This is a genomic window from Sinomonas sp. RB5 (assembly GCF_054063535.1).
On the sequence record NZ_JBSSGJ010000018.1, the window covers coordinates 24,529 to 47,724 of the forward strand.

The 23,196-nt window shown below is 68.6% G+C and carries 23 protein-coding genes; 14 read left to right on the top strand and 9 right to left on the bottom strand.

Annotation, left to right across the window (positions count from 1 at the left end):
* Window positions 1-111: 111 nt before the first annotated feature.
* Window positions 112-1,104, bottom strand: a complete 993-nt coding sequence (locus ACVWWH_RS17285; protein WP_457317383.1) for an AraC family transcriptional regulator — start codon at window positions 1,102-1,104, stop codon at window positions 112-114.
* A 253-nt stretch (window positions 1,105-1,357) separates the two neighbouring features.
* Between ACVWWH_RS17285 and ACVWWH_RS17290 the strand changes: the two genes are divergently transcribed.
* The 5 genes from ACVWWH_RS17290 (at window position 1,358) to ACVWWH_RS17310 (ending at window position 6,749) form a co-directional block, all read left to right on the top strand.
* Window positions 1,358-2,707, top strand: coding sequence for an extracellular solute-binding protein (locus tag ACVWWH_RS17290; protein WP_457317384.1), 1,350 nt, complete (start codon window positions 1,358-1,360; stop codon window positions 2,705-2,707).
* A gap of 131 nt (window positions 2,708-2,838) precedes the next feature.
* Window positions 2,839-3,801, top strand: a complete 963-nt coding sequence (locus tag ACVWWH_RS17295) for a carbohydrate ABC transporter permease (RefSeq protein WP_457317385.1) — start codon at window positions 2,839-2,841, stop codon at window positions 3,799-3,801.
* Window positions 3,802-3,836: 35 nt separating this feature from the next.
* Entirely contained in the window at window positions 3,837-4,679 is an 843-nt protein-coding gene (locus tag ACVWWH_RS17300; protein WP_457317446.1) for a carbohydrate ABC transporter permease, read from the top strand.
* A 16-nt stretch (window positions 4,680-4,695) separates the two neighbouring features.
* Window positions 4,696-5,736: an NAD(P)-dependent alcohol dehydrogenase gene (locus ACVWWH_RS17305; RefSeq protein ID WP_457317386.1), complete on the top strand. Its 1,041-nt coding sequence runs from the start codon at window positions 4,696-4,698 to the stop codon at window positions 5,734-5,736.
* Between the two features lie 5 nt (window positions 5,737-5,741).
* Window positions 5,742-6,749, top strand: a complete 1,008-nt coding sequence (locus tag ACVWWH_RS17310; RefSeq protein ID WP_457317387.1) for a carbohydrate kinase family protein — start codon at window positions 5,742-5,744, stop codon at window positions 6,747-6,749.
* Here the strand turns inward: ACVWWH_RS17310 and ACVWWH_RS17315 are convergent.
* From ACVWWH_RS17315 to ACVWWH_RS17330, 4 genes are all read right to left on the bottom strand, one after another.
* Entirely contained in the window at window positions 6,719-6,895 is a 177-nt protein-coding gene (locus tag ACVWWH_RS17315; RefSeq protein ID WP_457317388.1) for a hypothetical protein, read from the bottom strand. The two genes, ACVWWH_RS17310 and ACVWWH_RS17315, sit on opposite strands and share 31 nt — an antisense overlap.
* 91 nt (window positions 6,896-6,986) lie before the next feature.
* Window positions 6,987-7,502 (bottom strand): gluconokinase, encoded by a 516-nt coding sequence (locus ACVWWH_RS17320; RefSeq protein ID WP_457317389.1) that lies wholly within the window; start codon window positions 7,500-7,502, stop codon window positions 6,987-6,989.
* On the bottom strand, window positions 7,499-7,810 hold the full coding sequence (locus ACVWWH_RS17325; protein WP_457317390.1) for a putative quinol monooxygenase: 312 nt from the start codon (window positions 7,808-7,810) through the stop codon (window positions 7,499-7,501). Before ACVWWH_RS17325 ends, ACVWWH_RS17320 begins: the two co-directional genes overlap by 4 nt.
* Window positions 7,811-7,865: 55 nt before the next feature.
* Window positions 7,866-8,903: a LacI family DNA-binding transcriptional regulator gene (locus ACVWWH_RS17330; protein ID WP_457317391.1), complete on the bottom strand. Its 1,038-nt coding sequence runs from the start codon at window positions 8,901-8,903 to the stop codon at window positions 7,866-7,868.
* A gap of 191 nt (window positions 8,904-9,094) precedes the next feature.
* Here ACVWWH_RS17330 and ACVWWH_RS17335 point away from each other — a divergent pair, with 191 nt between their 5' ends.
* The 9 genes from ACVWWH_RS17335 (at window position 9,095) to ACVWWH_RS17375 (ending at window position 20,030) form a co-directional block, all read left to right on the top strand.
* Window positions 9,095-10,438 (top strand): NAD(P)H-dependent oxidoreductase, encoded by a 1,344-nt coding sequence (locus tag ACVWWH_RS17335; RefSeq protein ID WP_457317392.1) that lies wholly within the window; start codon window positions 9,095-9,097, stop codon window positions 10,436-10,438.
* A 92-nt stretch (window positions 10,439-10,530) separates the two neighbouring features.
* Entirely contained in the window at window positions 10,531-11,559 is a 1,029-nt protein-coding gene (locus tag ACVWWH_RS17340; RefSeq protein WP_457317393.1) for a DctP family TRAP transporter solute-binding subunit, read from the top strand.
* Window positions 11,560-11,639: 80 nt separating this feature from the next.
* The gene (locus ACVWWH_RS17345; protein WP_457317394.1) at window positions 11,640-13,538 is read left to right on the top strand and encodes a TRAP transporter large permease; all 1,899 of its coding nucleotides are present in this window, start codon (window positions 11,640-11,642) and stop codon (window positions 13,536-13,538) included.
* A 37-nt stretch (window positions 13,539-13,575) separates the two neighbouring features.
* The gene (locus ACVWWH_RS17350; RefSeq protein WP_457317395.1) at window positions 13,576-14,628 is read left to right on the top strand and encodes a sugar ABC transporter substrate-binding protein; all 1,053 of its coding nucleotides are present in this window, start codon (window positions 13,576-13,578) and stop codon (window positions 14,626-14,628) included.
* Window positions 14,629-14,649: 21 nt separating this feature from the next.
* Window positions 14,650-16,152 carry a sugar ABC transporter ATP-binding protein gene (locus tag ACVWWH_RS17355; RefSeq protein ID WP_457317396.1) on the top strand — a complete coding sequence of 501 codons (1,503 nt, stop codon included), beginning with the start codon at window positions 14,650-14,652 and terminating at the stop codon, window positions 16,150-16,152.
* The gene (locus ACVWWH_RS17360) at window positions 16,149-17,252 is read left to right on the top strand and encodes an ABC transporter permease (protein WP_457317397.1); all 1,104 of its coding nucleotides are present in this window, start codon (window positions 16,149-16,151) and stop codon (window positions 17,250-17,252) included. The genes ACVWWH_RS17355 and ACVWWH_RS17360 overlap by 4 nt, the downstream gene beginning before the upstream one ends.
* Complete coding sequence (locus tag ACVWWH_RS17365; RefSeq protein ID WP_457317398.1) at window positions 17,249-18,175, top strand: NAD-dependent epimerase/dehydratase family protein; 927 nt, start codon at window positions 17,249-17,251, stop codon at window positions 18,173-18,175. Before ACVWWH_RS17360 ends, ACVWWH_RS17365 begins: the two co-directional genes overlap by 4 nt.
* A complete protein-coding gene (locus ACVWWH_RS17370; protein WP_457317399.1) occupies window positions 18,172-19,080 on the top strand; it encodes an NAD(P)-dependent oxidoreductase in 909 nt (302 codons plus the stop codon). Before ACVWWH_RS17365 ends, ACVWWH_RS17370 begins: the two co-directional genes overlap by 4 nt.
* The gene (locus ACVWWH_RS17375) at window positions 19,077-20,030 is read left to right on the top strand and encodes an amidohydrolase family protein (protein WP_457317400.1); all 954 of its coding nucleotides are present in this window, start codon (window positions 19,077-19,079) and stop codon (window positions 20,028-20,030) included. Before ACVWWH_RS17370 ends, ACVWWH_RS17375 begins: the two co-directional genes overlap by 4 nt.
* A gap of 376 nt (window positions 20,031-20,406) precedes the next feature.
* On the opposite strand, the gene ACVWWH_RS17380 is transcribed toward ACVWWH_RS17375, so the two are convergent.
* From ACVWWH_RS17380 to ACVWWH_RS17395, 4 genes are read right to left on the bottom strand one after another with little or no spacing between them, the layout of a single operon-like run.
* Complete coding sequence (locus tag ACVWWH_RS17380) at window positions 20,407-20,730, bottom strand: carboxymuconolactone decarboxylase family protein (RefSeq protein ID WP_457317401.1); 324 nt, start codon at window positions 20,728-20,730, stop codon at window positions 20,407-20,409.
* Window positions 20,731-20,744: 14 nt separating this feature from the next.
* Window positions 20,745-21,602: an aldo/keto reductase gene (locus tag ACVWWH_RS17385; RefSeq protein WP_457317402.1), complete on the bottom strand. Its 858-nt coding sequence runs from the start codon at window positions 21,600-21,602 to the stop codon at window positions 20,745-20,747.
* The gene (locus ACVWWH_RS17390; RefSeq protein ID WP_457317403.1) at window positions 21,599-22,036 is read right to left on the bottom strand and encodes a cupin domain-containing protein; all 438 of its coding nucleotides are present in this window, start codon (window positions 22,034-22,036) and stop codon (window positions 21,599-21,601) included. The genes ACVWWH_RS17385 and ACVWWH_RS17390 overlap by 4 nt, the downstream gene beginning before the upstream one ends.
* The gene (locus ACVWWH_RS17395) at window positions 22,033-22,929 is read right to left on the bottom strand and encodes a helix-turn-helix transcriptional regulator (protein ID WP_457317404.1); all 897 of its coding nucleotides are present in this window, start codon (window positions 22,927-22,929) and stop codon (window positions 22,033-22,035) included. The genes ACVWWH_RS17390 and ACVWWH_RS17395 overlap by 4 nt, the downstream gene beginning before the upstream one ends.
* Window positions 22,930-23,196: the final 267 nt, after the last annotated feature.

Below are 23,196 nucleotides of genomic sequence, written 5' to 3' on the forward strand. Positions count from 1 at the left end.
CGCCTCAAGGCCCGAGCCCGGCTTGGCGGTATGGGCTGCCTTTGGGTTCATTCAGCCCCACCGTTGTGGTAGCCGGAGAAGTCCCGACGTCCCTTCGAAATAACGCGTGGCCTAGGGGCTACCGCTGGGAATGCCGGCTGCGGGCGTGCTGTGGGATGCAGAGGCCACGTGCGATGGCGGCTGGGAACCTGGGACCTGTCGGCGGTAGTCGCGCGGGGTCTGGCCGGTCGCCCTGAGGAAGTGCCTGTTGAAGTTCGAGAGGTTGGAGAAGCCCACTTCGTAGCAGACCTCGGAGATGGCCTTGTCGGTCTGTTCCAGGAGGCGGCGGGCAGGGGCGATGCGGAGTTTCCTGAGCAGGTCGCTGAAGTTCTGGCCGGTGGAGCGCTTGAAGTACTTCGAGAAGGTCGGCTCGGCCATGCCGACGAGCTGAGCGGCGTCGGACATGCGGGCGCTGCCTGCGTGGTGGCTGAAGAGGTATTCGAGCGCGATGTCCACCACCGCTGCTGCCTCGCTGTCCAGTTCGGGCTTGAACCAGGCGTCCGCGAGGTAGCGCCGGTCTTCCCGGGGGGCCCGCGCGAGCACGGTGAAGAGCTCGAAGAGGTGGTGGAGCCGCTGCATGCCGCTGCTGGCGCCCATGGCCTCGATCTGCTCGGCCGCCTTGGCCGCGGACGGGCCGAGGAATTCGATCCCGCGGGAGGACTCCTCGAGCAGCGGGGACATCTCGGAGAGCTCGGGGATGAGCCCGGTGCACTGTTCGAGCCACTTGCCGTCGAACTGGATGACGGCGTCCCTGTTGACCAGCACTTCCCCGGGCTCCAGGTCGCTGACCCAGTCGTGTGGCAGCCCCGATCCGATGAGGGAGACCTGGCCGGCCTCGAAGGTCCCGATGTGGTCGCCGACTATGAACTTCCCGGTTCCCCTGCGGATCAGGTGGATCTCGTATTCGGGGTGGTAGTTCCACCTGGCGATGGGGCTCGGGTAGTCGTGCTCGTGCCACCTGACGCAGTGGTTCGGGTCCGGTGGGATGACCTCCCGGTTGGCGCGCATCCCGAGCAGGCGCTCGGCGATCCGTGCCGTCGCCAGCTCGTCTCCTGAACGTTCCATCGGCCCTCCCCTCCCTGCCCCAGGCAGGCGGCCGCCCTACGGCCTGCTCCACCGGCGCCCAAACGCTCGGAAAATAAGTATCAGAAACCGGCAACCAGGACGCTAGTTGTGATCTGCGCCCCAAGCCTACAGTTGTGGAACGCCACGGGGCCGAGGTTCCTGCGGAGCCGGACCCGGACCCGCCCCACGGTGAAGCCAACTGCCCCCAGCCACCCGTGCTGCGGCGTGCCCCCGAAGAACAAAGGAGTCCTTGATGCGCCCCACTCTGCGCACGGCCGCGATGGCTGCAGGCGCCCTCTGCATCGCCTTGTCCGCTTCTGCCTGCGGTGGTGCAGGCGGTTCGAGCGCCTCCGACAAGGAGGTGAACGTGCTGATGGTCAACAATCCGCAGATGGTCGACCTGCAGAAGCTCACCGCGGACAACTTCACGAAGCAGACGGGCATCAAGGTCAACTTCACCGTCCTGCCCGAGAACGACGTGCGGGCCAAGATCAGCCAGGAGTTCTCCAGCCAGGCGGGCCAGTACGATGTGGCCTCGATCAGCAACTACGAGGTCCCGTTCTATTCCAAGAACGGCTGGCTGTCACCGCTGGACGACACGGTCGCCAAGGACGCGCAGTTCGACCAGTCGGACGTCCTCGCCCCGATGACGAAGTCCCTGACGGGCGCCGACGGGAAGCTGTACGCGGAGCCGTTCTACGGGGAGTCCTCCTTCCTGATGTACCGCAAGGACGTCTTCGCCGCCAAGGGCCTGACCATGCCTGACCACCCGACCTGGCAGCAGGTCGCCGACCTCGCCGCGAAGGCCGACGGCGCGCAGCCGGGCATGAAGGGCATCTGCCTGCGCGGCCAGCCCGGATGGGGCCAGGTCCTCGCGCCCATGACGACCGTGGTGAACACCTTCGGCGGGACATGGTTCGACAAGGACTGGAACGCCCAGGTCAACGCCCCGGCCTTCCTCAAGGCCACCCAGTTCTACACGGACCTCGTGCGCAGCCACGGCGAGAACGGCGCACCGCAGGCCGGCTACACCGAGTGCCTGAACGATCTGCAGCAGGGCAAGGTGGCCATGTGGTACGACTCCACGGCCGCGGCCGGGTCGCTCGAGGCCCAGGGCTCCCCCGTGGCCGGCAAGCTCGGCTACGTCGCCGCACCGGTGGACCAGACCAAGAGCTCGGGCTGGCTCTACTCCTGGGCCTGGGGCGTCGAGAAGGCCTCCAAGCACCAGGACGCCGCAGCGAGGTTCATCGAATGGGCCTCCGGCAGGCAGTACGAGCAGCTCGTCGGCACGCAGCTGGGCTGGTCCCGCGTCCCGGCAGGGAAGCGGAACTCCACCTACCAGAACGCCGACTACCAGAAGGCCGCGGCCGCGTTCTACAAGCCGACCGAGGACGCGATCAACTCCGCAGACCCGGCCAACCCCGGCGTCCAGCCACGCCCGGCCCCCGGCATCCAGTTCGTCGCCATCCCCGAGTTCGCCGACCTCGGCACCCAGGTCTCCCAGGAGATCTCCTCCGCGATCGCAGGACAGGAAAGCGTCCAGCAGGCCCTCGACAAGGGCCAGTCCCTGGCCCAGAAGGTCGCGGACAAGTACAAGAAGTAACCCGCTGCGGCGGGCGGCCAATGGGCTCATCGCCCCACCGCCCGCCGCGACCGGCGGCCCCCTCCCCCATCCCGCCCGGGGCAGGCCGGCCCGGACCAGGACCCGGCGGGACAGAGACATTGGAGAGCACCATGGCCACCGCATCGACCATCCACACCGGCAGGCGGAGGACGACACCCGCCCCCGGCACCAGCAGGACTGGCCTGGACCGGGCCGCAGCATGGGCGCGCAGGGCCCCGCTCCTCCCGGCCCTGGTCTTCATGATCGCGGTGACCCAGCTGCCCTTCGTGGTCACCATCGTCATCTCCTTCTTCGACTGGAACGCCCTCTACCCCAACGACGTGAAGTTCGGCTGGTTCGACAACTACGTCAGCGTGTTCACCGACGAGGCCCTGCGCAGCTCCGTCATCACCACGATCGTGCTCACCGTCGTCGTGGTCCTGGTCAGCCTCGTCCTCGGACTGGGCATCGCCCTGCTGCTGGACCGCCACTTCTGGGGACGCGGCATCGTGCGCACCATCATGATCACCCCGTTCCTGATCGTCCCGGTCGCTGCCGCCCTGCTGTGGAAGCACGCCCTGTTCAACCCCGAGTACGGCCTCCTCAACGGCATCCTGAACTGGGTCGGGGGCATCTTCGGGGTCCAGGCGCCCCAGCCGGACTGGATCTCCATGCAGCCGCTCGGCGCGATCGAGGTCGACCTGATCTGGCAGTGGACCCCGTTCATGATGCTGATCCTGCTCGCAGGGCTCCAGTCCCGCCCCCTGGACGTCATCGAGGCGGCCCGCATCGACGGTGCCAGCACCTGGCAGCTCTTCCGGTTCATGACCCTGCCGCACCTGCGCCGCTACCTCGAACTCGCCGCCCTCCTGGGCTCGATCTACATCGTGCAGAACTTCGACGCGGTCTTCACCATCACCTCCGGAGGCCTGGGCACCGCCAACCTTCCGTACAGCATCTACCAGACGTTCTTCCTGGCCCACGACTACGGCGCCGCATCGGCCGCCGGCGTCGTCATCGTCATCGGCTCCCTGCTGCTGGCCACCTTCGCCCTCCGGACCGTCTCGACACTCCTGAAGGAGGAGAACCGATGACCGCCACCGCCACGACCACCCGGCCCGCCGCCCCGATGTCCCGGACCGCGCGCAGGAGGAAGTCCGCGACGCTCCTGCTCGGACTGGCAGCCTGGGCCGTAGGCCTGCTCTTCGTCGCACCCGCGGCGTGGATGGTCCTGACCTCCCTCCACGCCGAGACCGACGCCGCGACCAACCCGCCCTCCCTCTTCGCGCCCCTGACGCTGGACGGCTACGCAGAGTTCTTCGGCGCCAGCAGCGGCGCATCCCCCATCCCGCCCCTGCTGAACTCCGCCATGGCCAGCATCATCTCCACCCTGCTGGTCCTGGCCCTGTCGATCCCCGCTGCCTATGCGCTCTCGATCCGCCCGGTGAAGAAGTGGTCGGACGTGATGTTCTTCTTCCTCTCCACCAAGATGCTCCCCGTCGTCGCCGGCCTGCTGCCGATCTACCTCATCGCCAAGTCCACCGGCCTGCTGGACAGCGTCCTGCTCCTGGTCATCCTCTACACCTCGATGAACCTGCCCATCGCCGTATGGATGATGCGCTCGTTCCTCTCCGAAGTCCCCGTCGAGATCCTCGAAGCCGCCGCCATCGACGGCGCCGGGCTCCTGACGATCTTCCGCCGCATCATCATCCCCGTCTCCGGACCCGGCATCGCCGCCACCGCCCTGATCTGCTTCATCTTCAGCTGGAACGAACTGCTGTTCGCCAACGTCCTCACCAGCACCGCCGCCTACACCTCCCCGGTGTTCCTCACCAGCTTCGTCACCAGCCAGGGCCTCTTCCTCGCCAAGGTCTGCGCCGCGGCCCTGGCCGTCTCCCTCCCCGTCCTCGTCGCCGGCTTCGCCGCCCAGGACAAGCTCGTCCAGGGCCTCTCGCTCGGCGCCGTCAAGTAACCCGCAAAGGAACCCCATGACCACCACCGCCCCCGTGGCCCCTCCCACGACCATGCGCGCCTCCATCCTCCGACGTCAGGGCGAGGTCGTCCTCGACACACTGGACGTCCCGGCCCCCGACGACGACCAGGTCCTCGTGCAGGTCGCCGCCGTCGGAGTGTGCGGCAGCGACGTCCACTACTACCAGCACGGCCGGATCGGGCCCTACGTCGTGGACCACCCCCTGGTCCTCGGCCACGAGCTCTCCGGCCGCATCGCAGCCGTCGGGAAGAACGTGGACCCCACCCGCCTCGGCCGCCGGGTCGCCGTCGAACCCCAGCGGCCCTGCCGGGCCTGCGCCCAGTGCAAAGCCGGCCGGTACAACCTCTGCCCGGACATCGAGTTCTACGCCACCCCGCCGATCGACGGCGCCTTCGCCGAGTACGTGAGGATCCAGAGCGACTTCGCCTTCGACATCCCCGACAACGTCAGCGACGAGGCCGCCGCGCTCATCGAACCGCTCTCCGTCGGGATCTGGGCCTGCGAACGCGCCGGAATCCGACCGGGCAGCCGCGTCCTCATCGCCGGCGCAGGCCCCATCGGCATCATCGCCGCCCAGGCCGCCCGCGCCTTCGGCGCCGCCGAGGTGTACATCACCGACATCGCGCAGGACCGCCTGGACTTCGCCCTCCAGCACGGGGCCACCCACGCCCTGAACCCCAGCACCGACAGCGTCGAGGGCCTCGACGTCGATGCCTTCATCGACGCCTCCGGCGCCGCCCCCGCCGTCCGCGCCGGCATCAAGGCCGTCGCCCCCGCCGGGAAGGTCATCCTCGTGGGCCTCGGCGCCGACGACGTCGAACTGCCCGTGTCCTACATCCAGAACCGCGAGATCTGGCTCTCCGGCGTCTTCCGGTACACGAACACCTGGCCGCTGGCCATCCAGCTGGTCGCCGAGGGCAAGGTCGACCTCGACGTCCTCGTCACCGGCCGCTTCGCCCTCGACCAGGCCGAAGAGGCGCTCAACGCCGGAAGGCAGCCCGGCCAGCTCAAAGCCGTCGTCTACCCGGGAAAGTGACTCCCATGAGCACATCCGAGCCCCGCCCGCCCCGCAGCGCCCCCGCCCGCGTCACCGTGATCGGCGAGTCCCTCGTCGACATCATCCAGGCAGACGACGCGCGGGGCCGGGTGGCCGAGCACGTCGGCGGAAGCCCGCTCAACGTCGCGGTAGGCTGCGCCCGCCTCGGAACGGCCACCCGCCTCGTCACCCACTTCGGCGAAGACCCCCGGGGCCGGACGATCGCCGAGCACCTGGCCGCCAACAACGTGGAAGCAGTCATTGGCGGCGGCGCCCCCACCTCCACGGCCGCGGCAGTCCTCGGCACAGAGGGCGCCGCCACCTACACGTTCTCGCTCGCCTGGGACATCGCCGACGCGGCCCTCGCCGCCCTCGCCTCTATAGAGGAGTCCTCCCACGTCCACACCGGATCCATCGCGGCCATGCTGCCGCCCGGGCACCACACCGTCCACTCCCTCGTACAGCAAGCCCGGCAGCACGCGACGATCAGCTACGACCCCAACTGCCGGCCCACCATCATCCCCGACCGTGCCCTGGCACGCCGCCAGGCCGAGCTCTTCGTCCACTCCAGCGACCTCGTCAAGGCCAGCGACGAAGACCTCCTCTGGCTCTACCCGAACCGGACCCTCGAAGAGACCATGCACGCCTGGCTGGACGCCGGACCGGCCCTCATCGTCGTCACCGGCGGCGCCTCCGGCCCCATCGCCATGACCCGAACCGCACAGGTCGAAATCCCCGCACCGGCAGTCACCGTCGCCGACACCATCGGCGCCGGAGACTCCTTCATGGCAGCCCTCATCGCCGCCCTGGCCCAGCTCGACCTCCTCGGCGCAACCAACCGGGATCGGCTGCGGCAACTCGACCACCGGAGCCTCACAGAGGCCATCGAGTACGCCAACGACGCAGCCGCCCTCACCTGCTCCCGCCCCGGAGCCGACTCCCCACGGCTGGAGGAGTTCCGCCCGCTTGCCGGCCCGGGCGGCTACAGCAGCAAGCACCCTGCGATGTCCTGACCGGCCCGCGCAAGCAGCTGGCGTGAAAGCTCGGAGTCCGCCGCCCCGTGGCTGTGGAGCCGTCCCCCCGTGACCACCAGGTCCGCACCGTCCAGGGCCTGGTCGAGGCCGAGGAGGTCGGGGAAGACGAAGTCGGTCCCGGACACGGTCCGAGCCGCCCGCAATTGGTTCCTTTGATTGGAACCTCGGCGGTCCACCTCCGGGTGCCGAAATGCGCCTTACGGGGGTGCTGCAGGTTCAGGCTCCGACGGAGCGAGTTCCACAGTCTTCCAGACCGACGGTGATGGCACTTACGAGGTCGTCGACCGGCGTGGCTGCATCCACGCGGAATCCGGGCTCGTCCGCTTCGAGGGGTTCGAGCGTGGCGAGCTGGCTCTCGAGGAGGCTTGCGGGCATGTACTCGTGGGCGCGGCCGGCAATCCTGCGAGCGATGTCCTCGTGGCTTGCATCAAGGTGGATGAAGACAGCCGACGGGGCGAGAGCACTGAGATATTCGCGGTAGCGGCGACGCAGGGCCGAGCATGCGACGACTGACGGCTGCCTGCTTGCTGCGAGCCCGACGGCATCCAGCCACGGCCATCGGTCATCGTCCGTCAGCGGGGTGCCAGCCCCCATCTTCGCCTTGTTCTCGGCGGGATGGAGGTCATCGGCGTCGATGAACACCCTCCCCAACGCGGCAGCGAGCGACGAAGCGACGGTAGTCTTCCCGACCCCGGACACGCCAGTGACGAAGACCGTGCCGACGCCGTTCACAGGAGGCCCTGCTCGTCGGTGCCGGCCGGGATCGGAGCCATCTTGGTCACGATGGTGGGCGAGGCGAGGAAGGGGCCGACTGCCGCGTCGAGGGCTTCGACCGCGGCGCCCTTGGCGTGGGCGTCGAGGAGTTCGGCGGTGGACCACTTCTCGAGCATGGTGATGGTTCCGTCTTCGGCGTCGTGGATAGCGTAGAGGAGGCAGCCTTCTTCCTCGTGGACGGCGGGGATGGATGAGCGCAGCGCTTCGCGCAGCTGGTCCTTCTTGCCTTCGGCGGGGTGGAAGACGGCCGTGACGACGACGGGCATGGTGCTCCTAATGGTTCGTTGGTTAGTGCGAGTGCGGCGGCAAGCGCTGAAGGTTTCAGGTGGTCGGGGCGCTCTGGCGGGCAGGGGCGCTGCTGGAGCGCCGGACGAACTCGGCGTCGACTTCGATCCTGCGGCGGTGTTCGGGGAGGAGCCCCTTCGCGCGGCCCACCGCGAGCTCCACCGAGTGGACGGCGAGCATGTCGATGGGCTGCCGGACCACGGTCAGGGGCGGGGAGACGAGCTCGGTCCAGGGGTTGTCATCGAAGACGACGAGGCTCAGGTCTTCCGGCACGTGGATCTCGGACTGCTTGATCCTCCGCAGGGCCGAACGAACCTGGGCGGTGTTGCCGACGATCAGCGCGGTGGGCGGTTCCGGCATGTTCAGGAAGGCCCCGACCGAGTCGCTCCCATTGTCTCCGCGGAAGGGGATGTGGTGGACGAGCTCGTCGTCCACCGAGACGCCTGCAGCCGCCATGGCCCGCCGGAAGCCGGCCACGCGGTCCCGCCCGGTCGAAGTCGTGGCGGGCCCGGAGATGAACCCGATGCGGGTGTGTCCTAGACCGATGAGGTGGGTGGTGGCGACCTCGGCCGAGACGTCGTTGCGGATGGTGACGACGTCGATCTGCTCGAGCTGGTCGATCTCCCGGTCGACGAAGACCACGTTGATGCCCAACTCGATGAGCCTGGCCCACTTGTCGACGTTGTCCCCGGCAGGGGTGGCAATCACCGAGGCCACCGACCGTTCGATGAGCGTGGCGATGGACTCGGCCTCGAGATGGGGATCCTCCTGCGTGGTGAGCAGGACAACGTGGACCCCGCGCGCCCGGGCCTCCCAGACCACGCGGTCCGCCAGGCGGGCGAAGAACGGGTTCGCGAGGTCGGCGACGACAAGGCCGATCGTTGAGGTCGTGCGCTGCTGGAGCTCGCGGGCGGCGGCGCGCGGCCGATACCCCAGCTGCTCGATGACCTCGAGGACCTTCGCCCGGGTCAGGGGCGCCACCGGGCCGGTGCCCTCGTTGAGCACCCGCGAGACAACGGCGACGGAGACCCCGGCTTCGCGGGCCACGTCGCGGATAGTCGCTGGCTTCTTCACCGGCTCCTCCTAGGTCGTGAGGGAAACACTAGACCAGTTTCCCGAAGGGTGATTGACGTCACTCACGGTCCACTGGTACAAAAGTGTAACCGTTACCACTTAGGGAACCAAGCGAGCGACGAGGGAGTCGGGCAGAGCCGGCACGAAGTCCCTGACTCACCCCGTCGGCCGCCCTCACAGGAAGAAGCACCGTGAACCTCCACTCCCTCCTCGAGCAGCGCGAAGCCGAAGGCCGCCCGATCCGCGTCGGCCTCATCGGCGCCGGCCGCTTCGGCACCATGTACCTCTCCCAGGCCCGCAACATCCCCGGCGTGCACGTCGTCGCCATCGCGGACATCAACACCAAGCGCGCCCAGGGCGCCCTCGAGCTGGTCGGCTGGCCGGCCGAGGCCGTCTCCGGCACGATCGAGGACGCCCTCGCCCAGCGGGGCACCGCGGTCGTCCCGAATGCCTCCGCGCTCTTCGAGGCGGACATCGACGTCGTCGTCGAGGCAACCGGCAACCCGATCGTGGGGATCGACCACGCCCTGCGGGCCATCGGCACCGGCAAGCACATCATCATGGTCACCGTCGAGGCCGATGCCCTGGCCGGGCCGGCCCTGGCCCGGCGGGCCGAAGAGGCCGGGGTCGTCTACTCGATGGCCTACGGCGACCAGCCGGCGCTCATCATGGAGCTCGTCGACTGGGCCCGCACCTCAGGCTTCGACGTCGTCTGCGCGGGCAAGGGCGCGAAGTACCTGCCCCAATACCACGAGATGAACCCCGACAACGTCTGGGAGAACTGGGAGTTCTCCAAGGAGCTCACAGACTCGGGCCAGCTCAACCCCTACATGCACACCTCCTTCCGCGACGGGACCAAGGCCGCCATCGAGATGGCCGCGGTCGCCAACGCCGCCGGCCTGGTCCCCTCCGACAGCGGGCTGACCTTCACCCCGGGCAACGTGGAGGAGATCGCCACCATCTGCCGGCCCTCCGCAGTCGGCGGCGTGCTCGCCCACGAGGGCTCGGTCGAGGTCATGTCCAGCGTCACCCGCGAGGGCGACTGGATCCCGTTCAACACCCAGGAGGGCGTGTTCGTCGTGGTCAAGGCGACCAACGACTACGTCTCGGGCTGCTTCACCGAGTACCCCTGGCACCCGGATCCCACCGGCCAGTACGCCGCGCTCTACCGCCCGTACCACTACGTCGGCCTGGAGCTGAACATGTCCATCGCCAATGCCGTCCTGCGCGGGATCTCCACGGGATCGCCGAAGGGCTTCTTCGGCGACGTCGTCGCCACGGCCAAGAAGGACCTCACTGCCGGGGAGTTCCTCGACGGCGAGGGCGGCTACACCGTCTGGGGCAAGCTGGTCTCCGCCGAGACCTCGGTCCGGGAAGGCCTCCTGCCTGTCGCGCTTGCCCATCACGTGGAGCTGAAGAACAGCGTCGCCAAGGGCGAGCACGTCAAGTGGGACGACATCGTCATCGACGAATCGCTCGCGACCGCCCTCGAGCTGCGCCGCGAGACCGAAGCCCTCATCCGCGCCACCGTCTGAATCCCGGCAGCGTGCCGGGGACGGCCGCGCGAGATGCCTCCCGGCACGCTGCACCAACCTGCCCCACCCTTCCAACGATGAAAGGACCACCCATGACGAGACGAGCCGGCTGGCTTGCCGCCCTCGCTGCCGCATCCGTCACCGCCCTAGCCCTCAGCGGCTGCTCCGGAGGCGCTTCCGCCGCCGCGAACAGTGTGGAGGTGAAGCTGTCGATCCCCGACCCCATCGGGTCCTCGGTCGGCGCGGCCGCGCAGCACTTCGCCGACGTCGTGAAGAGCAAGTCGAACGGCAAGGTCAAGGTCACGGTCATTCCCAACGGCACGAGCTTCGGCGGAGACCAGAACGCCGCCGTGTCGCGGGTGCAGAGCGGGTCGCTGGACGCGGTCATCCTCTCCACCTCGGTCTACGCCGGGACGGACAAGAAGATGAACGCGGTGAGCCTGCCGTACCTGTTCTCATCGGTGGACCAGGAGGTGAAGTACCTCAATGGTGCTCCCGGGAAGGAGCTCCTGGCGGATCTGGGCCAGAGCGGCACGAAGGGCCTCGCCATGCTCTCGCGGACCCCGCGGGAGGTGACCAACTCGGTCCGCCCGATCCAGACGCCGGATGATCTCAAGGGCCTGAAGATCCGTGTCCCGGGCAATCCGCTGTGGACCAAGTTCTTCAGCGCTGTCGGGGCCAGCCCGACGCCACTGGCATTCTCCGAGGTCTACACCGCCCTGCAGACGGGGGCGATCAGCGGCCAGGAGAACCCGGTGGAGGTCCCTGCCACCAACAAGTTCGCCGAGGTGCAGAAGTACCTCTCCATGACGAACCACATGGAAGACGCCTTCGTCCTGTCCTTCAGCGACAAGAAGTGGGCCGGACTGGATTCGGACGCCCAGCAGGCTCTGCAGGCCGCGGCCGATGACACCGCCGCGTTCAAGACGAAGAACGACGCCGCCCAGGCCGACCAGCAGGTCAAGCAGCTGGAGTCGGGCGGGGTGAAGGTCAACGACCTCTCACCCGACGGCGCCGCGAAGTTCAAGCAGGTCGCCCGCGCGCTCTATCCCCAGTTCGCCGACACCGTCGGCGGCGCCGACTTCCTCAAGAAGACCGTCGATTTCGTCGACGGTCAGTGACAGCCCGCCGGCCCGTGGCTGGCCGTCCTCAGCACGGCCAGCCACTGACCCCAACGGGATCCGCTAGGAGAGCAAGCCCCATGGAAACAGTGATCGACGAGAGCACAGGCATCGTCAGGACCGAGGAGCAGGCCGAGGCCCACGGCCCGGCGGCCTGGAGCGGCACGAAATGGCTCGACAGCGTCTTCGAGGCAATCGTCGCAGCAGCCATCGTCGTCGAATTCTTCGTGGTCCTGTTCAACGTCCTGTACCGGCTCGTGACGGGGAATTCCGTCACCTGGACACAGGAGGTTTCCGAGTTCGCCCTCTACATCGCGGCGTTCGTGGGAGGGGCGATCGCCTATGCGCGCGGTGCGCACATGTCGATCCAGATCCTCGCCGACAGGCTCCCGGACCGTTGGCGGGCGTACCAGCGCGCCTTCGTCGACGCGGTCGTCCTCGGCATCTCGGCGGGCATGCTGGCGGTCTTCGTGCCCGTGCTCCTCCAGCGCTCCGGCGAGTCCACGCCGATCCTGAACGTCCCCCAGTCATACGTCTCGCTGCCCTTCGCCGTGGGACTGGCGATGACGTCGTGGTTCGCCCTGGTCAAGCTGGTCCGCGGACCGCGCCGGGCGGCCCTGGGCGGGCTGGTCCTCGCTGCGGCGGCAGGCGCAGGGGTCCTGGGCCTGCAGCAGGCAACGTTGGCGATGAGCTCGGACACGCTCCTGGTGGTGGTGCTCGTCTTCCTCTTCGTGGTCCTCTTCCTCGGGGTGCCGGTCGCGTTCGTCCTCATGCTCGGCTCGGGCGTCTACATCCTCTGGGGCGGGCTGTCCGACCTCTCGGCTGTCCCCGTCGGGATGCAGTCCGGCGCCAATTCGTTCCTGCTCCTGGCGATCCCGTTCTTCATCCTGGTCGGAGCGCTCATGAGCCGCGCAGGGCTGACCGCCCCGCTGGCGAAACTGGTCGACGCCGTCCTTGGCCGCATCAGGGGCGGGGCGCTGATGGCCGTCGTGGTGACGATGTACGTCTTCTCCGGCATCTCCGGATCCAAGGTGGCAGATGTCGCCGCCGTCGGCACCACCATGCGGGACATGCTCGAGGAACGGAAGGTCGCCCGAGGCGAGGTCGTCGCGGTGCTGTCGGCCTCGGCCATCATGGGCGAGACCGTTCCCCCGAGCATCGTGCTGCTCATCCTGGGCTCCATCACGTCCCTGTCGACGACCACCCTCTTCATGGCTGGCCTCGTACCGGCGGGGGTGCTGGGAGTCTGCGTGATGCTCCTGGTCTTCTTCAGGGCCCGCGGGACAGCACGCGCGTCCCGGAGCTCCATTGCCGAGAAGGGCCGGACGGTTGCCCTGGCCCTGCCCACCCTGATCCTTCCCGCCGGGCTGGTGGCCGGGATCGTGACGGGCGTGGCGACCCCCACCGAGGTCTCAGCTCTGGCCGTGGCCTATGCCTCCGTGCTCGCCTGCGTCTCCCGGCGCGACCGGGCGGCGCTCTCGTGGCAGGCCCTCCGCGAGACGGTCACCACCGCGGGCATGGTGCTGTTCATCATCGCGGCAGCGTCTCCGTTCGCCCAGACGCTCGCCACCGCAGGGGTGTCCGCAGCGATCGCGGACGCCATGTCCGGGCTGTCGGACTCTCCCTTCCTCTTCATGCTGGTGAGCATCGTCATCCTGATCGTGATGGGCCAGCTGCTCGAGGGGATGCCCGCGGTGCTCATCTTCGCCCCGCTGCTGCTCCCGATCGCCGTCCAGTTCGGCATCAACCCCGTCCAGTACTCGATGGTCCTGGTCATGGCCATGGGCATCGGCTCCTTCGCACCCCCGGCCGGCATCGGGTTCTACGTCGCCGCAGCAACCGGAAGGGAGAGCGTCGAAGGGAGCATCCGGCACTTCCTCCCGTACCTTGCCGTCCTCGTCGCCGGCGTGCTCCTGCTGGCGGCCGTCCCCTGGTTCAGCACCGTCCTTCCCACCCTCATGGGGCTGAGCACCAACTGACCCTCCCCCTCTTTTTTCAACGATGAAAGGAACTCCGATGACACGACGAACCAGCTGGCTCGCAGCCCTTGCAGGCGCCTCCGTGGCGGCCCTCGCCCTGAGCTCATGCTCGGCGACCCCCGAAGGCTCCAGCTCCGGGGCGACCGCCAACCTCGCCTCCCAGGTCCAAGCGGACCAGAAGACCGATGTGGCCACCGTGCAGAAGAGCCTAGGCACCCCGACGGCGAAGTCCGGGGTGAAGCTGTGCTACGTGACCCGGACCCTGGCCAACGAGTTCTGGGGCTTCGAGCGCGACGGCTTCGAGTCCGAGGCCAAGAAGCTCGGTGTGCAGTACCAGACCTACGCGGTGAACGACGAGTCCTCGATCACCGAGCAGCTGGACAAGGCCCAGAGCGCACTGAACCAGGGCTGCTCCGCCATCCTGGCTTCCCCGATCTCCGCGACGGCGCTGGACACGGTCTTCAAGGCGGCCCTGGCCAAGGGGGTGCCGGCGATCGTGCTCAACGACGCCAAGGGGACCGTGCCGGGCGTGGTGTATGTGGGCCCCGATGCTGAGACGATCGGGCAGAGCGCTGCCGACTACATCGCCAAGCAGCTCCCCAACGGGGGCAAGGTCGCCCAGATCGAGGGCGACCCCGGCTCGTCCAACGCCCTCAACCGCGGCAAGGGCTTCAAGGAGGGCCTCGCCAAGCACCCGAATCTGAACCTCGTGGCGTCCCAGACGGCCAAGTGGGACACGAACCAGGCCCAGACGATCGCCAATGCGATGCTCACCGCCAATCCGGACATCAAGGCGTTCTACTCCCAGAATGATGGGATGGGGCTCGGCGTCCAGGCAGCAATCGATGCCAAGGGCCTGACCGGCAAGGTGATGCTCGTCGGCACGGACGGCATCCCGCAGGCGAAGAAGCAGATCGCGGCCGGCACCTACACCGCCACGGTGAGCGAGCGGCCCACCACAGAGGGTGCGACCGGCGTCGACACCGCGCTGTGGCTGCTGGCCGGCAAGCAGGTCCCGGCGTGGGTCGATGTTCCGGCCTTCGTCGTGGACAAGCAGAATGTCTCCCAGTACATGACCGGCATGCCCTGATCGGGCACGACAGGACACACCATGACTGACACCCTCCTTGAGATCAGGAACGTCGCCAAGTCGTTCCCCGGCGTCCGGGCACTCGACGACGTGAGCTTCCACCTGGACCGCGGCGAGGTGCTGACCCTGGCCGGCGAGAACGGGGCCGGGAAGAGCACCCTGCTCGGCATCCTGGGCGGCTCCCTGACCCCTGACCACGGAACGGTGACGGTGGACGGGGTCCGGCGCAGCGAGTACACGCCGCGCCGGGCCCTGGCCGACGGCGTCGTCATCGCCCACCAGGAACCGGCCATCGTGCCCCAGCTGACCGTCGAGCAGAACCTCCTGCTCGGCAGGAGCGCCAAGGAGCGCCGCCAGGCAGCCAAGGCAGTCGAAGGGGCCCTGGCCGACGTGGCCGCCATGGGATTCCCGCTCAAGGGCACCGCCCGGATGGCGGACCTCAGCCCGGCCCAGCGGCACGCCCTCACGATCGCCAAGGCCTTCGCCTTCGGCGCCAAGATCGTCGCACTGGACGAGCCGACGACCTCGATGCTCGAGCACAACGTCGAGGCCGTCCTCAAGCGCGTCCGCCAGATCGTCACGGACCGGGGCGTGGGAGTCATCTTCGTCTCCCACAAGATGCCCGAAGTCATGCGCGTGTCCGACCGCGTCGTCGTCCTGCGCGACGGCCGCGTCGGCTTCGAGAAGCGCATCGCCGACACGAGTGTCGAGGAGATCGTGCGCAACATGGTCGGACGCGAGCTGCTCGGCTTCCGCAGGCAGCACCCCGTCTCCGACGATGCTCCCGTCGTCTTCCGCGCCACCGGCATCGCCAGCCCGGCCTCGCCGCACGCGAATTCCCTCGAGGTCCGCCGCGGCGAGGTGCTGGGGGTCGCCGGTCTCGTCGGCTCGGGCCGCACCGAGCTGCTCCGCGCCCTCATCCGGGCAGACCGCGGCGCCTCCGGAGAGGTGGAGATCGACGGGAAACGAGTGCACCTCCGGACCCCGAACGACAGCCGCGCCGCGGGCATCGCCTTCATCCCCGAGGACCGCAAGCAGCAGGGCCTTGCCCTGCAGATGCCCGCGTACGCCAACATCGCCCTGGCCGGCGCGAAGGAGCTCAACGGGCCCGGGCCCTTCACCAGCCCGCGCCGGCAGGCCGCGGTCGCCCAGGAGATCGGCGCGTCGCTGGCCCTCAAGCCGGCCAACGTCCGGCTGCTCGCCCGCCAGTACTCCGGCGGCAACCAGCAGAAGATCGTCATCGCCAAGTGGCTGCGCCGTGGCTCGCGGGTCTTCCTCTTCGACGAGCCGACCAAGGGCGTGGACGTGGGCGGCCGCGCGGAGATCTACCACGTGATCGACGAACTGGCCGCCGCCGGCAACGCCGTCATCGTCGTCTCCTCCGACCTGCCCGAGATCATCTCCCTCAGCGACCGGGTCCTGGTCATGCGCGGCGGCCGCATCCTCTCCGAACATGTCGGCGAAGACATCAACGAACACAGCCTCGTGGCCAGCGCCATGGGGATCGCGAAGGAAACCTCATGAACAAGGACAGCGCGGCACGCCCGAACGGACGCAGGCGTCCGGTCAACATCCAGGCCCTCGGCATCGTCATCGCCGCCGTGGTCATCTTCCTCGGACTCGGCCTGCTGAATCCGAACTTCCTCAATATCAACAACCTCCGCGACGTCGCGGTCTCCGCCTGCGTCAACGCCCTCATCGGCATCGGGCTGACCTTCGTCATCGTCACCGGCGGCATCGACCTCTCGGTGGGATCGATCGCCAGCTTCGTCGGCATCGTCTCCGCGGACCTCATGGTCAACGCAGGGGTCTCCCCCGTCGCAGCGCTGCTGGTGGGCCTGGTACTCGGCTTCGCCGCCGGAGTGATCAATGGACTGCTGATCACCCTGCTGAAGCTCCCGCCCTTCATCGCCACACTGGGCACGATGAGCATCTACCAGGGCCTGGCCTACGTGACCACCAACGGCACCCCCGTCTACAACGTCCCCTCCTCCTTCGTGTTCATGCTCAACAGCTACATCGGCGGCATCCCCATCGTGGTCGTGGTCGTCATCGTCGTGGCCATCCTGGCCTGGCTGCTGCTCCGCCGCACCGTCTTCGGGCAGAACGTCATCGCCACGGGCGGGAGCGAGGAGACCGCCTGGCTCTCCGGCATCCGGGTCAACCGGGTCAAGCTCCTCGTCTACGGCATCTCCGGGCTCCTCGCCGCCCTGGCCGGCATGGTCGTCGTCGCCCGCATCTCCGCCGCCCAGTCCGAGGCCGGAAGCCCCTACCTGCTCACCGCGATCGCCGCGGCCGTCATCGGCGGCGCCAACCTCATGGGCGGCGAGGGCCGCATCGGCGGCACCCTCATCGGTGCCCTCATCCTCGGCGGACTCACCAACGGCCTCGTGCTGCTGAACGTGCCGAGCTTCTACGAGCAGATCGTCACCGGCGCCGTGGTCGTCGTCGCGGTCGCCGTCGACCAGATGAGCAAGGGCTGGCCCATGCTCCGCCGGGCCAAGGGCGACACCGACAAGGGCGCCACTCCCGGCACGGCCGCCGCTGCGGAGGCCCCAGGAACGAGCGCGGACCAGGCAACCGGGAGCAGCGGCACCAGCCCGCGGACCGGGGCGCCCCTGTGACCCCCAGCCACGCCGACGGGTCCGGGCTGCGGGTGCTCGTCACCGGCGGCAGCGGCCTCATCGGAGCCGCCGTCGTCGGGCACCTGGCCGCCCTCGGCCACCACGTGACCGTCCTCGACATCACCGGCGCCAGGGTTCCGGAGGGTGCGGCGTCGTTCACCCCGGGCACCGTCACCGATGCGGAGACCGTACGCCGCGCCGTCGCGGGCCAGGACGCGGTCGTCCACCTGGCCGGCCGCGCCGGGCTCGACCGCGGCACACCGGAGGAGATCTACGCCGCCAACGCCCTCGGCACCTTCATCGTCATGGACGCTGCAGGGCAGGCCGGGGTGGCGAAGGTCGTGTACGCCTCGAGCATCAATGCCTTCGGCCTCCCGCTGAACCCGCACGATGTCCTCCCCTCCCACTACCCCTGGGACGAGGATGAGCCGGCAGCCATCGCCGACGCCTACTCCCTCTCGAAGCAGGCCAACGAGAACGCCGCCACAGCCATGGCATCGAGGCACGGGACGGAGCTCACCGGACTGCGCTTCCCTCTCGTCCGGGACATCTACCAGGACGAAGGCAGGGTCTTCGCCCGGCACATCCGGCGCGGGATCGAAGAGGACCCGAGGAGGCAGGCCTGCGAGGGCTGGACCTACCTCGACGTCCGGGACGCGGCCGCCGCCGTCCAGGCGGCACTGTCCCGCCCGACCCCTGCTGCGCCCGGTATCCTCGTCGCGGCCCCGCAGACCTACCTGCGCCAGCCGACCGAGGATGCCCTGGAACGCTACGCCCCCACGGTCCCGCGCGACCCGGTCGCCGGCCGGGACGTCCCCGTCTCCCTGCGCCGCTCGCACGATCTGCTGGGCTTCAAGGCCGAGCACACGCTCGAGCAGCTCTCCGAAGACCTTCTCGTCGACCTTGATGAGGTGAACCCGTGACAGAGCAGCCTGCTGTCTCGCTCCTGGGCCTTGGGCGGATGGGCCTGCCCATCGCAGAGCGGCTCCTGGACTCCCTGGGCACCCTGACGGTGTGGAACAGGACAGCGTCGAAGGCCGATGCCCTCGCCGCCCGCGGGGCCCGCCTCGCCGCTGCCCCCGCGGACGCAGCCGCTGACGTCGCCCTGACCGTGCTGACGGACCTGTCCGACGTCCGGGACGTCCTCCATGGCGAGGACGGGCTGCTGGCCGGCTGGCGCCGGGCCAGAACCGACCGGCCGGTACTGGTCGTCCACGGGACAGTGTCCCCCACCGGGGTCGCCGAGCTCGCCGAAGAGCTCGCCATGGATGGCATCGGCGTCGTCGACGCTCCCCTCAGCGGCGGCGTCGCCGGAGCCGAGAGCGGAACCCTGAGCGTCATGGTCGGCGGCCAGGACTGGGCCGTCACCAAAGCCATGCCCGTGCTGGAGAACGTCGGCTCCACCGTCGTCCACTTCGGGGGGCCGGGGACCGGGGAGATCGCCAAGGCCTGCAACCAGGTCATCGTCGCCAGCACCGTCACCGCCATCTCCGAAGCGCTCGTCCTCGCCGACGCCTGGGGACTCGACAGAGCCCAGCTCCTGCGGATCCTCGGCGGCGGCCTCGCGAACTCCGAAGTGCTCCGGCAGAAACGCGACCGATGGCTCACCGGCGACTTCACCGGCGGCGGAAGCGCCGTCAACCAGCTCAAGGACCTCCGCTTCGCCGCCGACACCGCCGCCGGCAAGGGCCTGCGTCTGCCCGTGTCCCTGACCCTCAAGGACGTCTTCGAGCAGATGATCAATGAAGGGCTCGGCGACCTCGACCACTCCGCCGTCGAGCTCACCATCGCGGGCACTACCGGGAAGACCAGGAGCACCGCAACGTGACGCTGGAAGTCATCGACGCCCACCACCACCTCTGCCTGCTCAGCGCAGCGAGCTACCCCTGGCTCGAGGGCCAACCCCAGAACCGGTACCACGGCGATGACCTGCCGCTGCGGCGGGACTACCTCCTCGACGACTATCTGGCCGACGCGTCCGGGCTCGCAGAGATCGACGCCCGCCTCGTCGGCTCAGTGCACATCGAGAACGGCGCAGCCGACCCCCTGTGGGAGGCCAAGTGGGTCGACGGCTTGATCGCCCGAGGACCGTACCCCAGCGTCCAGATCGTGAAGGTCGACCTCACCGCGCCCGACGCGCACGAGCAGCTCGCAGAACACCGGGACCGTGCGTCGGTCAGGGGCGTGCGGGACATCCTCAACTGGCACCCCGATCCCTACTACTCCCACCGCGACCGCGACGACCTCATGCGGGACCCTGACTGGCTCAGGGGCTTCCGGGCCCTCGGCGACCTCGGGCTCTCCTTCGACCTGCAGGTCTTCCCTCACCAGCTGGCCCACGCTGCCCGCCTGGCCGCCGACCACGGATCGACCCCCATCGTGCTCGACCACGCGGGCATGCCGATCGAACGCGACCAGGACGGGCTGGCCCGGTGGGCGAAAGGAATGCGCCTCCTCGCCTCCGAGCCCAACACCACCGTGAAGATCTCGGCCCTGGGAACCAACGACCACACCTGGACCACAGACAGCATCCGCCAGATCGTCCTCACAACCATCGAGATCTTCGGACCAGAACGGTGCATGTTCGCCAGCAACTTCCCCGTCGACGGCCTCTACTCCACCTACACCGACATCTTCCGGGCCTTCGACCACATCACCGCCGACTTCTCCCCGAACGAGCGCAAGAGGCTCTTCGCCGGCACCGCCCGCGAGTTCTACCGGATCAACCGCGCCACCCCGGAAACGAGCCCCGCCGAAGCAACCTCACCGGACGAGTGACCGACATGCTTCCGACCCACCGACTCTTCTGGGCGGTCTCCGACACCTCACACCGTCGCGTCATCGAATTCGAGGAACTCCACATCCATACGTTCCCTGAACCCGCATGACCCAGCGCGAGCGCGGACAGAGCACCGACGGCTGACACAGGGGCCTCCCCAGCCGCAGCAATCTGAGGCGGGGCTCCGAGTTGCTGACAGGCTCTCGACAACCGTCGAATTGACGGGACAAGACCGGTCGGGTCGTGCGTGCCTCGCTCAGCTCCGGTGTGAAGGACCCCCCCACAATGTTTCGTGTCGCGGTCCCCCCGTGGGCACCGAGGCGGCCACCCCGTCCGGCCGGCTGGTGGCACCCTGCTGTTTCGGGTGCGCCTGCCTCAGCCCCTGTAGACCTCTTTGGCCATGCGGAACGCTGCCCAGGCCTTGGGCCAGCCGGCGTAGAAGGCCGCGTGGGTGAGGACCTCGGCCATCTCCTCGGCGGTCACGCCGTTGGCCTTGGCCCGGGCGACATGGTGCTGAAGGGAGCTGTCGAGCACGCCGCTGGACATCAGCGCCGTCACCGTGACGATGCTGCGGATCCTGGGGGAGAGCTCCTCCTCCCTGGACCAGACCTCGCCGAACAGGACGTCATCGTTGAGCGACGCGAACTTCGGCGCGAACTCGCCGAGGGCGTCCTGGCCCGCGGTCACCTTCTCTGCCATCGATCCGGTTCCTCTCACTTGCCGCTGTAGACGGGGAACGCGCTGGAGTTTCCGTAGTCGCGCTCGTCGAGGTCCCGCAGCGCGCCCATGTCCGCATCGGCGATCTCGAAGTCGACGTCGGCGTTGCTTCGCATGTGGGCGGGGTTGCTCGCCTTCGGCAGGGAGACGGTGCCGAGCTGCAGCGTGTAGCGGATGCACAGCTGCGGGACGCCGACGCCATACTTCTCGGCGATCGCTGCGACGCGCTCGTTCCCGAGGATCTCTCCGTGCGCGATCGGCGAGTACGCCTCCACGAGAATGTTCTTGGACTCGCAGTAGTCGATCAGCGCCGAGGGGGTGTTGCCCGCGTGCACGAGGATCTGGTTGACGTGCGGGGCGACGCTGCCGTGCTCAAGGATGTTGTCGAGGTCGGCCTTCAGGAAGTTGGAGACGCCTAGGGCGCGGATCTTCCCGTCCCGATGGGCCTCTTCGAGGGCCCGCCATGCGGCGAGATTCCCTTCGGCGTAGTCGCCGCCGCGGAAGTCGTCCCACGGCTGAGGGGCGTGGATGAGCATCAAGTCGATGTAGTCGATGTCGAGCTTCCCCAGCGACTCGTCGATCGCGGCGACCGCCCCGTCGTAGTCCTTGATTTCGGCGGCGAGCTTGGTGGAGACGAACAGTTCGTCTCGGGGGACGCCGGAGGTCCGGACGCCCTCGCCGACGCCGCGCTCGTTGCCGTAGGCCTGCGCGGTGTCGATGTTGCGGTAGCCGATCCCGACCGCGGCCTTCACCGCGTCGGCGGTCTCGTCGTCGTCGATGAACCAGGTGCCCAGTCCCAGCGCGGGAATCTCGACGCCGTTGGACAGGGTGTAGGCCTGGTCGAGGATGCTCATGCTTCACTTCCGTTCTTGGGCAGCTGACGGTAAGCCTCGTCGGTGACCGGTTCGAGCCACTCGTTGCTGACGCCCCCGCCGGGAGTGATGAAGGCGACGTGGGAGAACCAGGAGTCGGCCTTCGCCCCGTGCCAGTGCTTCGTGCCGGCCGGCACGCGGACCACCGATCCGGGCTCGAGGCTGACCGGTTCGTCGCCCTCGGCCTGGTACCAGCCGGAGCCGGCCGTGCACATGAGGACCTGATCGCCTCCACCGCTCGTGCCGCGGTGGATATGCCAGTGGTTGCGGCAACCGGGCTCGAAGGTGATGTTGCTGACGGGCACGCTTCCCTCGCTGACGAGAGGAGCCTGGTAGCTCTGCCCGATGAAGTACTGCGCGAAGGCGTCGTTCGTGTTCCCGAGCGGGAAGATCTGGTCGAATCGGTCGTTGGTCATGCGAGGTCCTTCTCTCCGTGGTCGATGATTCCCTGCTGGGCCGCTGCGTCGGGCGGGTCGGCTGCCCAGCTCGCGAGGATCCTCATCGCCTCCGCGGTAGGCGAGTTCGGCTCCACTGTGTAGACGAGCATGACCAGGCCGGGGTCGGTGGAGAGCTCGAAGGACTCGTAGCCGAACTCGAGGTCCCCGACGTCGGCGTGGGTGAGGAGCTTGGCCCCGGAGCGGTAGCGGAAGACGTCGTGGGAGGCCCACATCCTGCGGAACTGCTCGCTCTGGGTCGAGAGCGCCCCGATGATCTCGACGAGCTCCTTGTCGTAGGGGTCCTGGGCGCTGGCCGCGTGGAGGAGGGCGACGACGTTGTGCTTGGCGTTGTCGTAGTCGCGGTGGAACCGCGCGGACCGCTGGTCGAGGAACAGGTAGTGGGCGTAGTTGTACCTGTCGCGGGAGCCGTCAGCGGGCAAGGAGTAGAGGGCTCGGCCGATCAGGTTGGATGCGAGGCGGTCCAGTCGGGCGTTCTGCACGAAGGCGGGGGCGTCGATCGAGTCGAGCACGCGCTGGATGCCGGGCCGCACGGTGGAGCGGTTGGGGGTCTTCTTGCGCGGCGAGCGGCGATGGGCGATCCGGACGAGGTCGAACAAGTGGTCGCGCTCGTCGTCGTCGAGCTGGAGGGCACGGGCGACGGCCTCGAGGACTTCCCGTGAGGCCCCCGATACCTTGCCGCGCTCGAGGCGGGCGTAGTAGTCCGCGCTGACCCCGGCGAGGTGGGCCACCTCCTCGCGGCGCAGGCCCGGCACGCGCCGGCCGCCGCTGTAGAGCGGCACGCCGGCTCGCTCAGGGGTGAGCCTGGCCCGCCGGGAGGTCAGGAAGCTGCTGATCTCGGCCTTCGAATCCATACTGCAAGGCTAAGTTCGCGGTCCGTTCGGGGGGAGGCACTGACGGACCAAGACCTGGCAGGTCCTGTTTCGCGCGCGGGGCGCTCGCTTAGCGTCGAAGCACCGCACGACCGCTCCCGGTGGAGCGGGGCCCACCAGGAGACGTCTTCATGACACGAGCGACCCGCCAAGACCATTCCAGAGGCTCGACCGCCAGCAGCGATCTCGCACGTCTCCCGGTGCTGCCCGGAGGGACCGGAGCCGATGGACAGCGTCCTGCGGACCGGG

What these genes read in the sequence shown, in the direction of transcription:
- ACVWWH_RS17355 (WP_457317396.1), top strand. Translation starts at nt 14,650, where the DNA reads ATGACTGACACCCTCCTTGAGATCAGGAACGTCGCCAAGTCGTTCCCC.
- ACVWWH_RS17290 (WP_457317384.1), top strand. Translation starts at nt 1,358, where the DNA reads ATGCGCCCCACTCTGCGCACGGCCGCGATGGCTGCAGGCGCCCTCTGC.
- ACVWWH_RS17395 (WP_457317404.1), bottom strand. Translation starts at nt 22,929, where the DNA reads ATGGATTCGAAGGCCGAGATCAGCAGCTTCCTGACCTCCCGGCGGGCC.
- ACVWWH_RS17295 (WP_457317385.1), top strand. Translation starts at nt 2,839, where the DNA reads ATGGCCACCGCATCGACCATCCACACCGGCAGGCGGAGGACGACACCC.
- ACVWWH_RS17360 (WP_457317397.1), top strand. Translation starts at nt 16,149, where the DNA reads ATGAACAAGGACAGCGCGGCACGCCCGAACGGACGCAGGCGTCCGGTC.
- ACVWWH_RS17325 (WP_457317390.1), bottom strand. Translation starts at nt 7,810, where the DNA reads ATGCCCGTCGTCGTCACGGCCGTCTTCCACCCCGCCGAAGGCAAGAAG.
- ACVWWH_RS17350 (WP_457317395.1), top strand. Translation starts at nt 13,576, where the DNA reads ATGACACGACGAACCAGCTGGCTCGCAGCCCTTGCAGGCGCCTCCGTG.
- ACVWWH_RS17285 (WP_457317383.1), bottom strand. Translation starts at nt 1,104, where the DNA reads ATGGAACGTTCAGGAGACGAGCTGGCGACGGCACGGATCGCCGAGCGC.
- ACVWWH_RS17345 (WP_457317394.1), top strand. Translation starts at nt 11,640, where the DNA reads ATGGAAACAGTGATCGACGAGAGCACAGGCATCGTCAGGACCGAGGAG.
- ACVWWH_RS17340 (WP_457317393.1), top strand. Translation starts at nt 10,531, where the DNA reads ATGACGAGACGAGCCGGCTGGCTTGCCGCCCTCGCTGCCGCATCCGTC.
- ACVWWH_RS17380 (WP_457317401.1), bottom strand. Translation starts at nt 20,730, where the DNA reads ATGGCAGAGAAGGTGACCGCGGGCCAGGACGCCCTCGGCGAGTTCGCG.
- ACVWWH_RS17390 (WP_457317403.1), bottom strand. Translation starts at nt 22,036, where the DNA reads ATGACCAACGACCGATTCGACCAGATCTTCCCGCTCGGGAACACGAAC.
- ACVWWH_RS17385 (WP_457317402.1), bottom strand. Translation starts at nt 21,602, where the DNA reads ATGAGCATCCTCGACCAGGCCTACACCCTGTCCAACGGCGTCGAGATT.
- ACVWWH_RS17305 (WP_457317386.1), top strand. Translation starts at nt 4,696, where the DNA reads ATGACCACCACCGCCCCCGTGGCCCCTCCCACGACCATGCGCGCCTCC.
- ACVWWH_RS17300 (WP_457317446.1), top strand. Translation starts at nt 3,837, where the DNA reads ATGTCCCGGACCGCGCGCAGGAGGAAGTCCGCGACGCTCCTGCTCGGA.
- ACVWWH_RS17310 (WP_457317387.1), top strand. Translation starts at nt 5,742, where the DNA reads ATGAGCACATCCGAGCCCCGCCCGCCCCGCAGCGCCCCCGCCCGCGTC.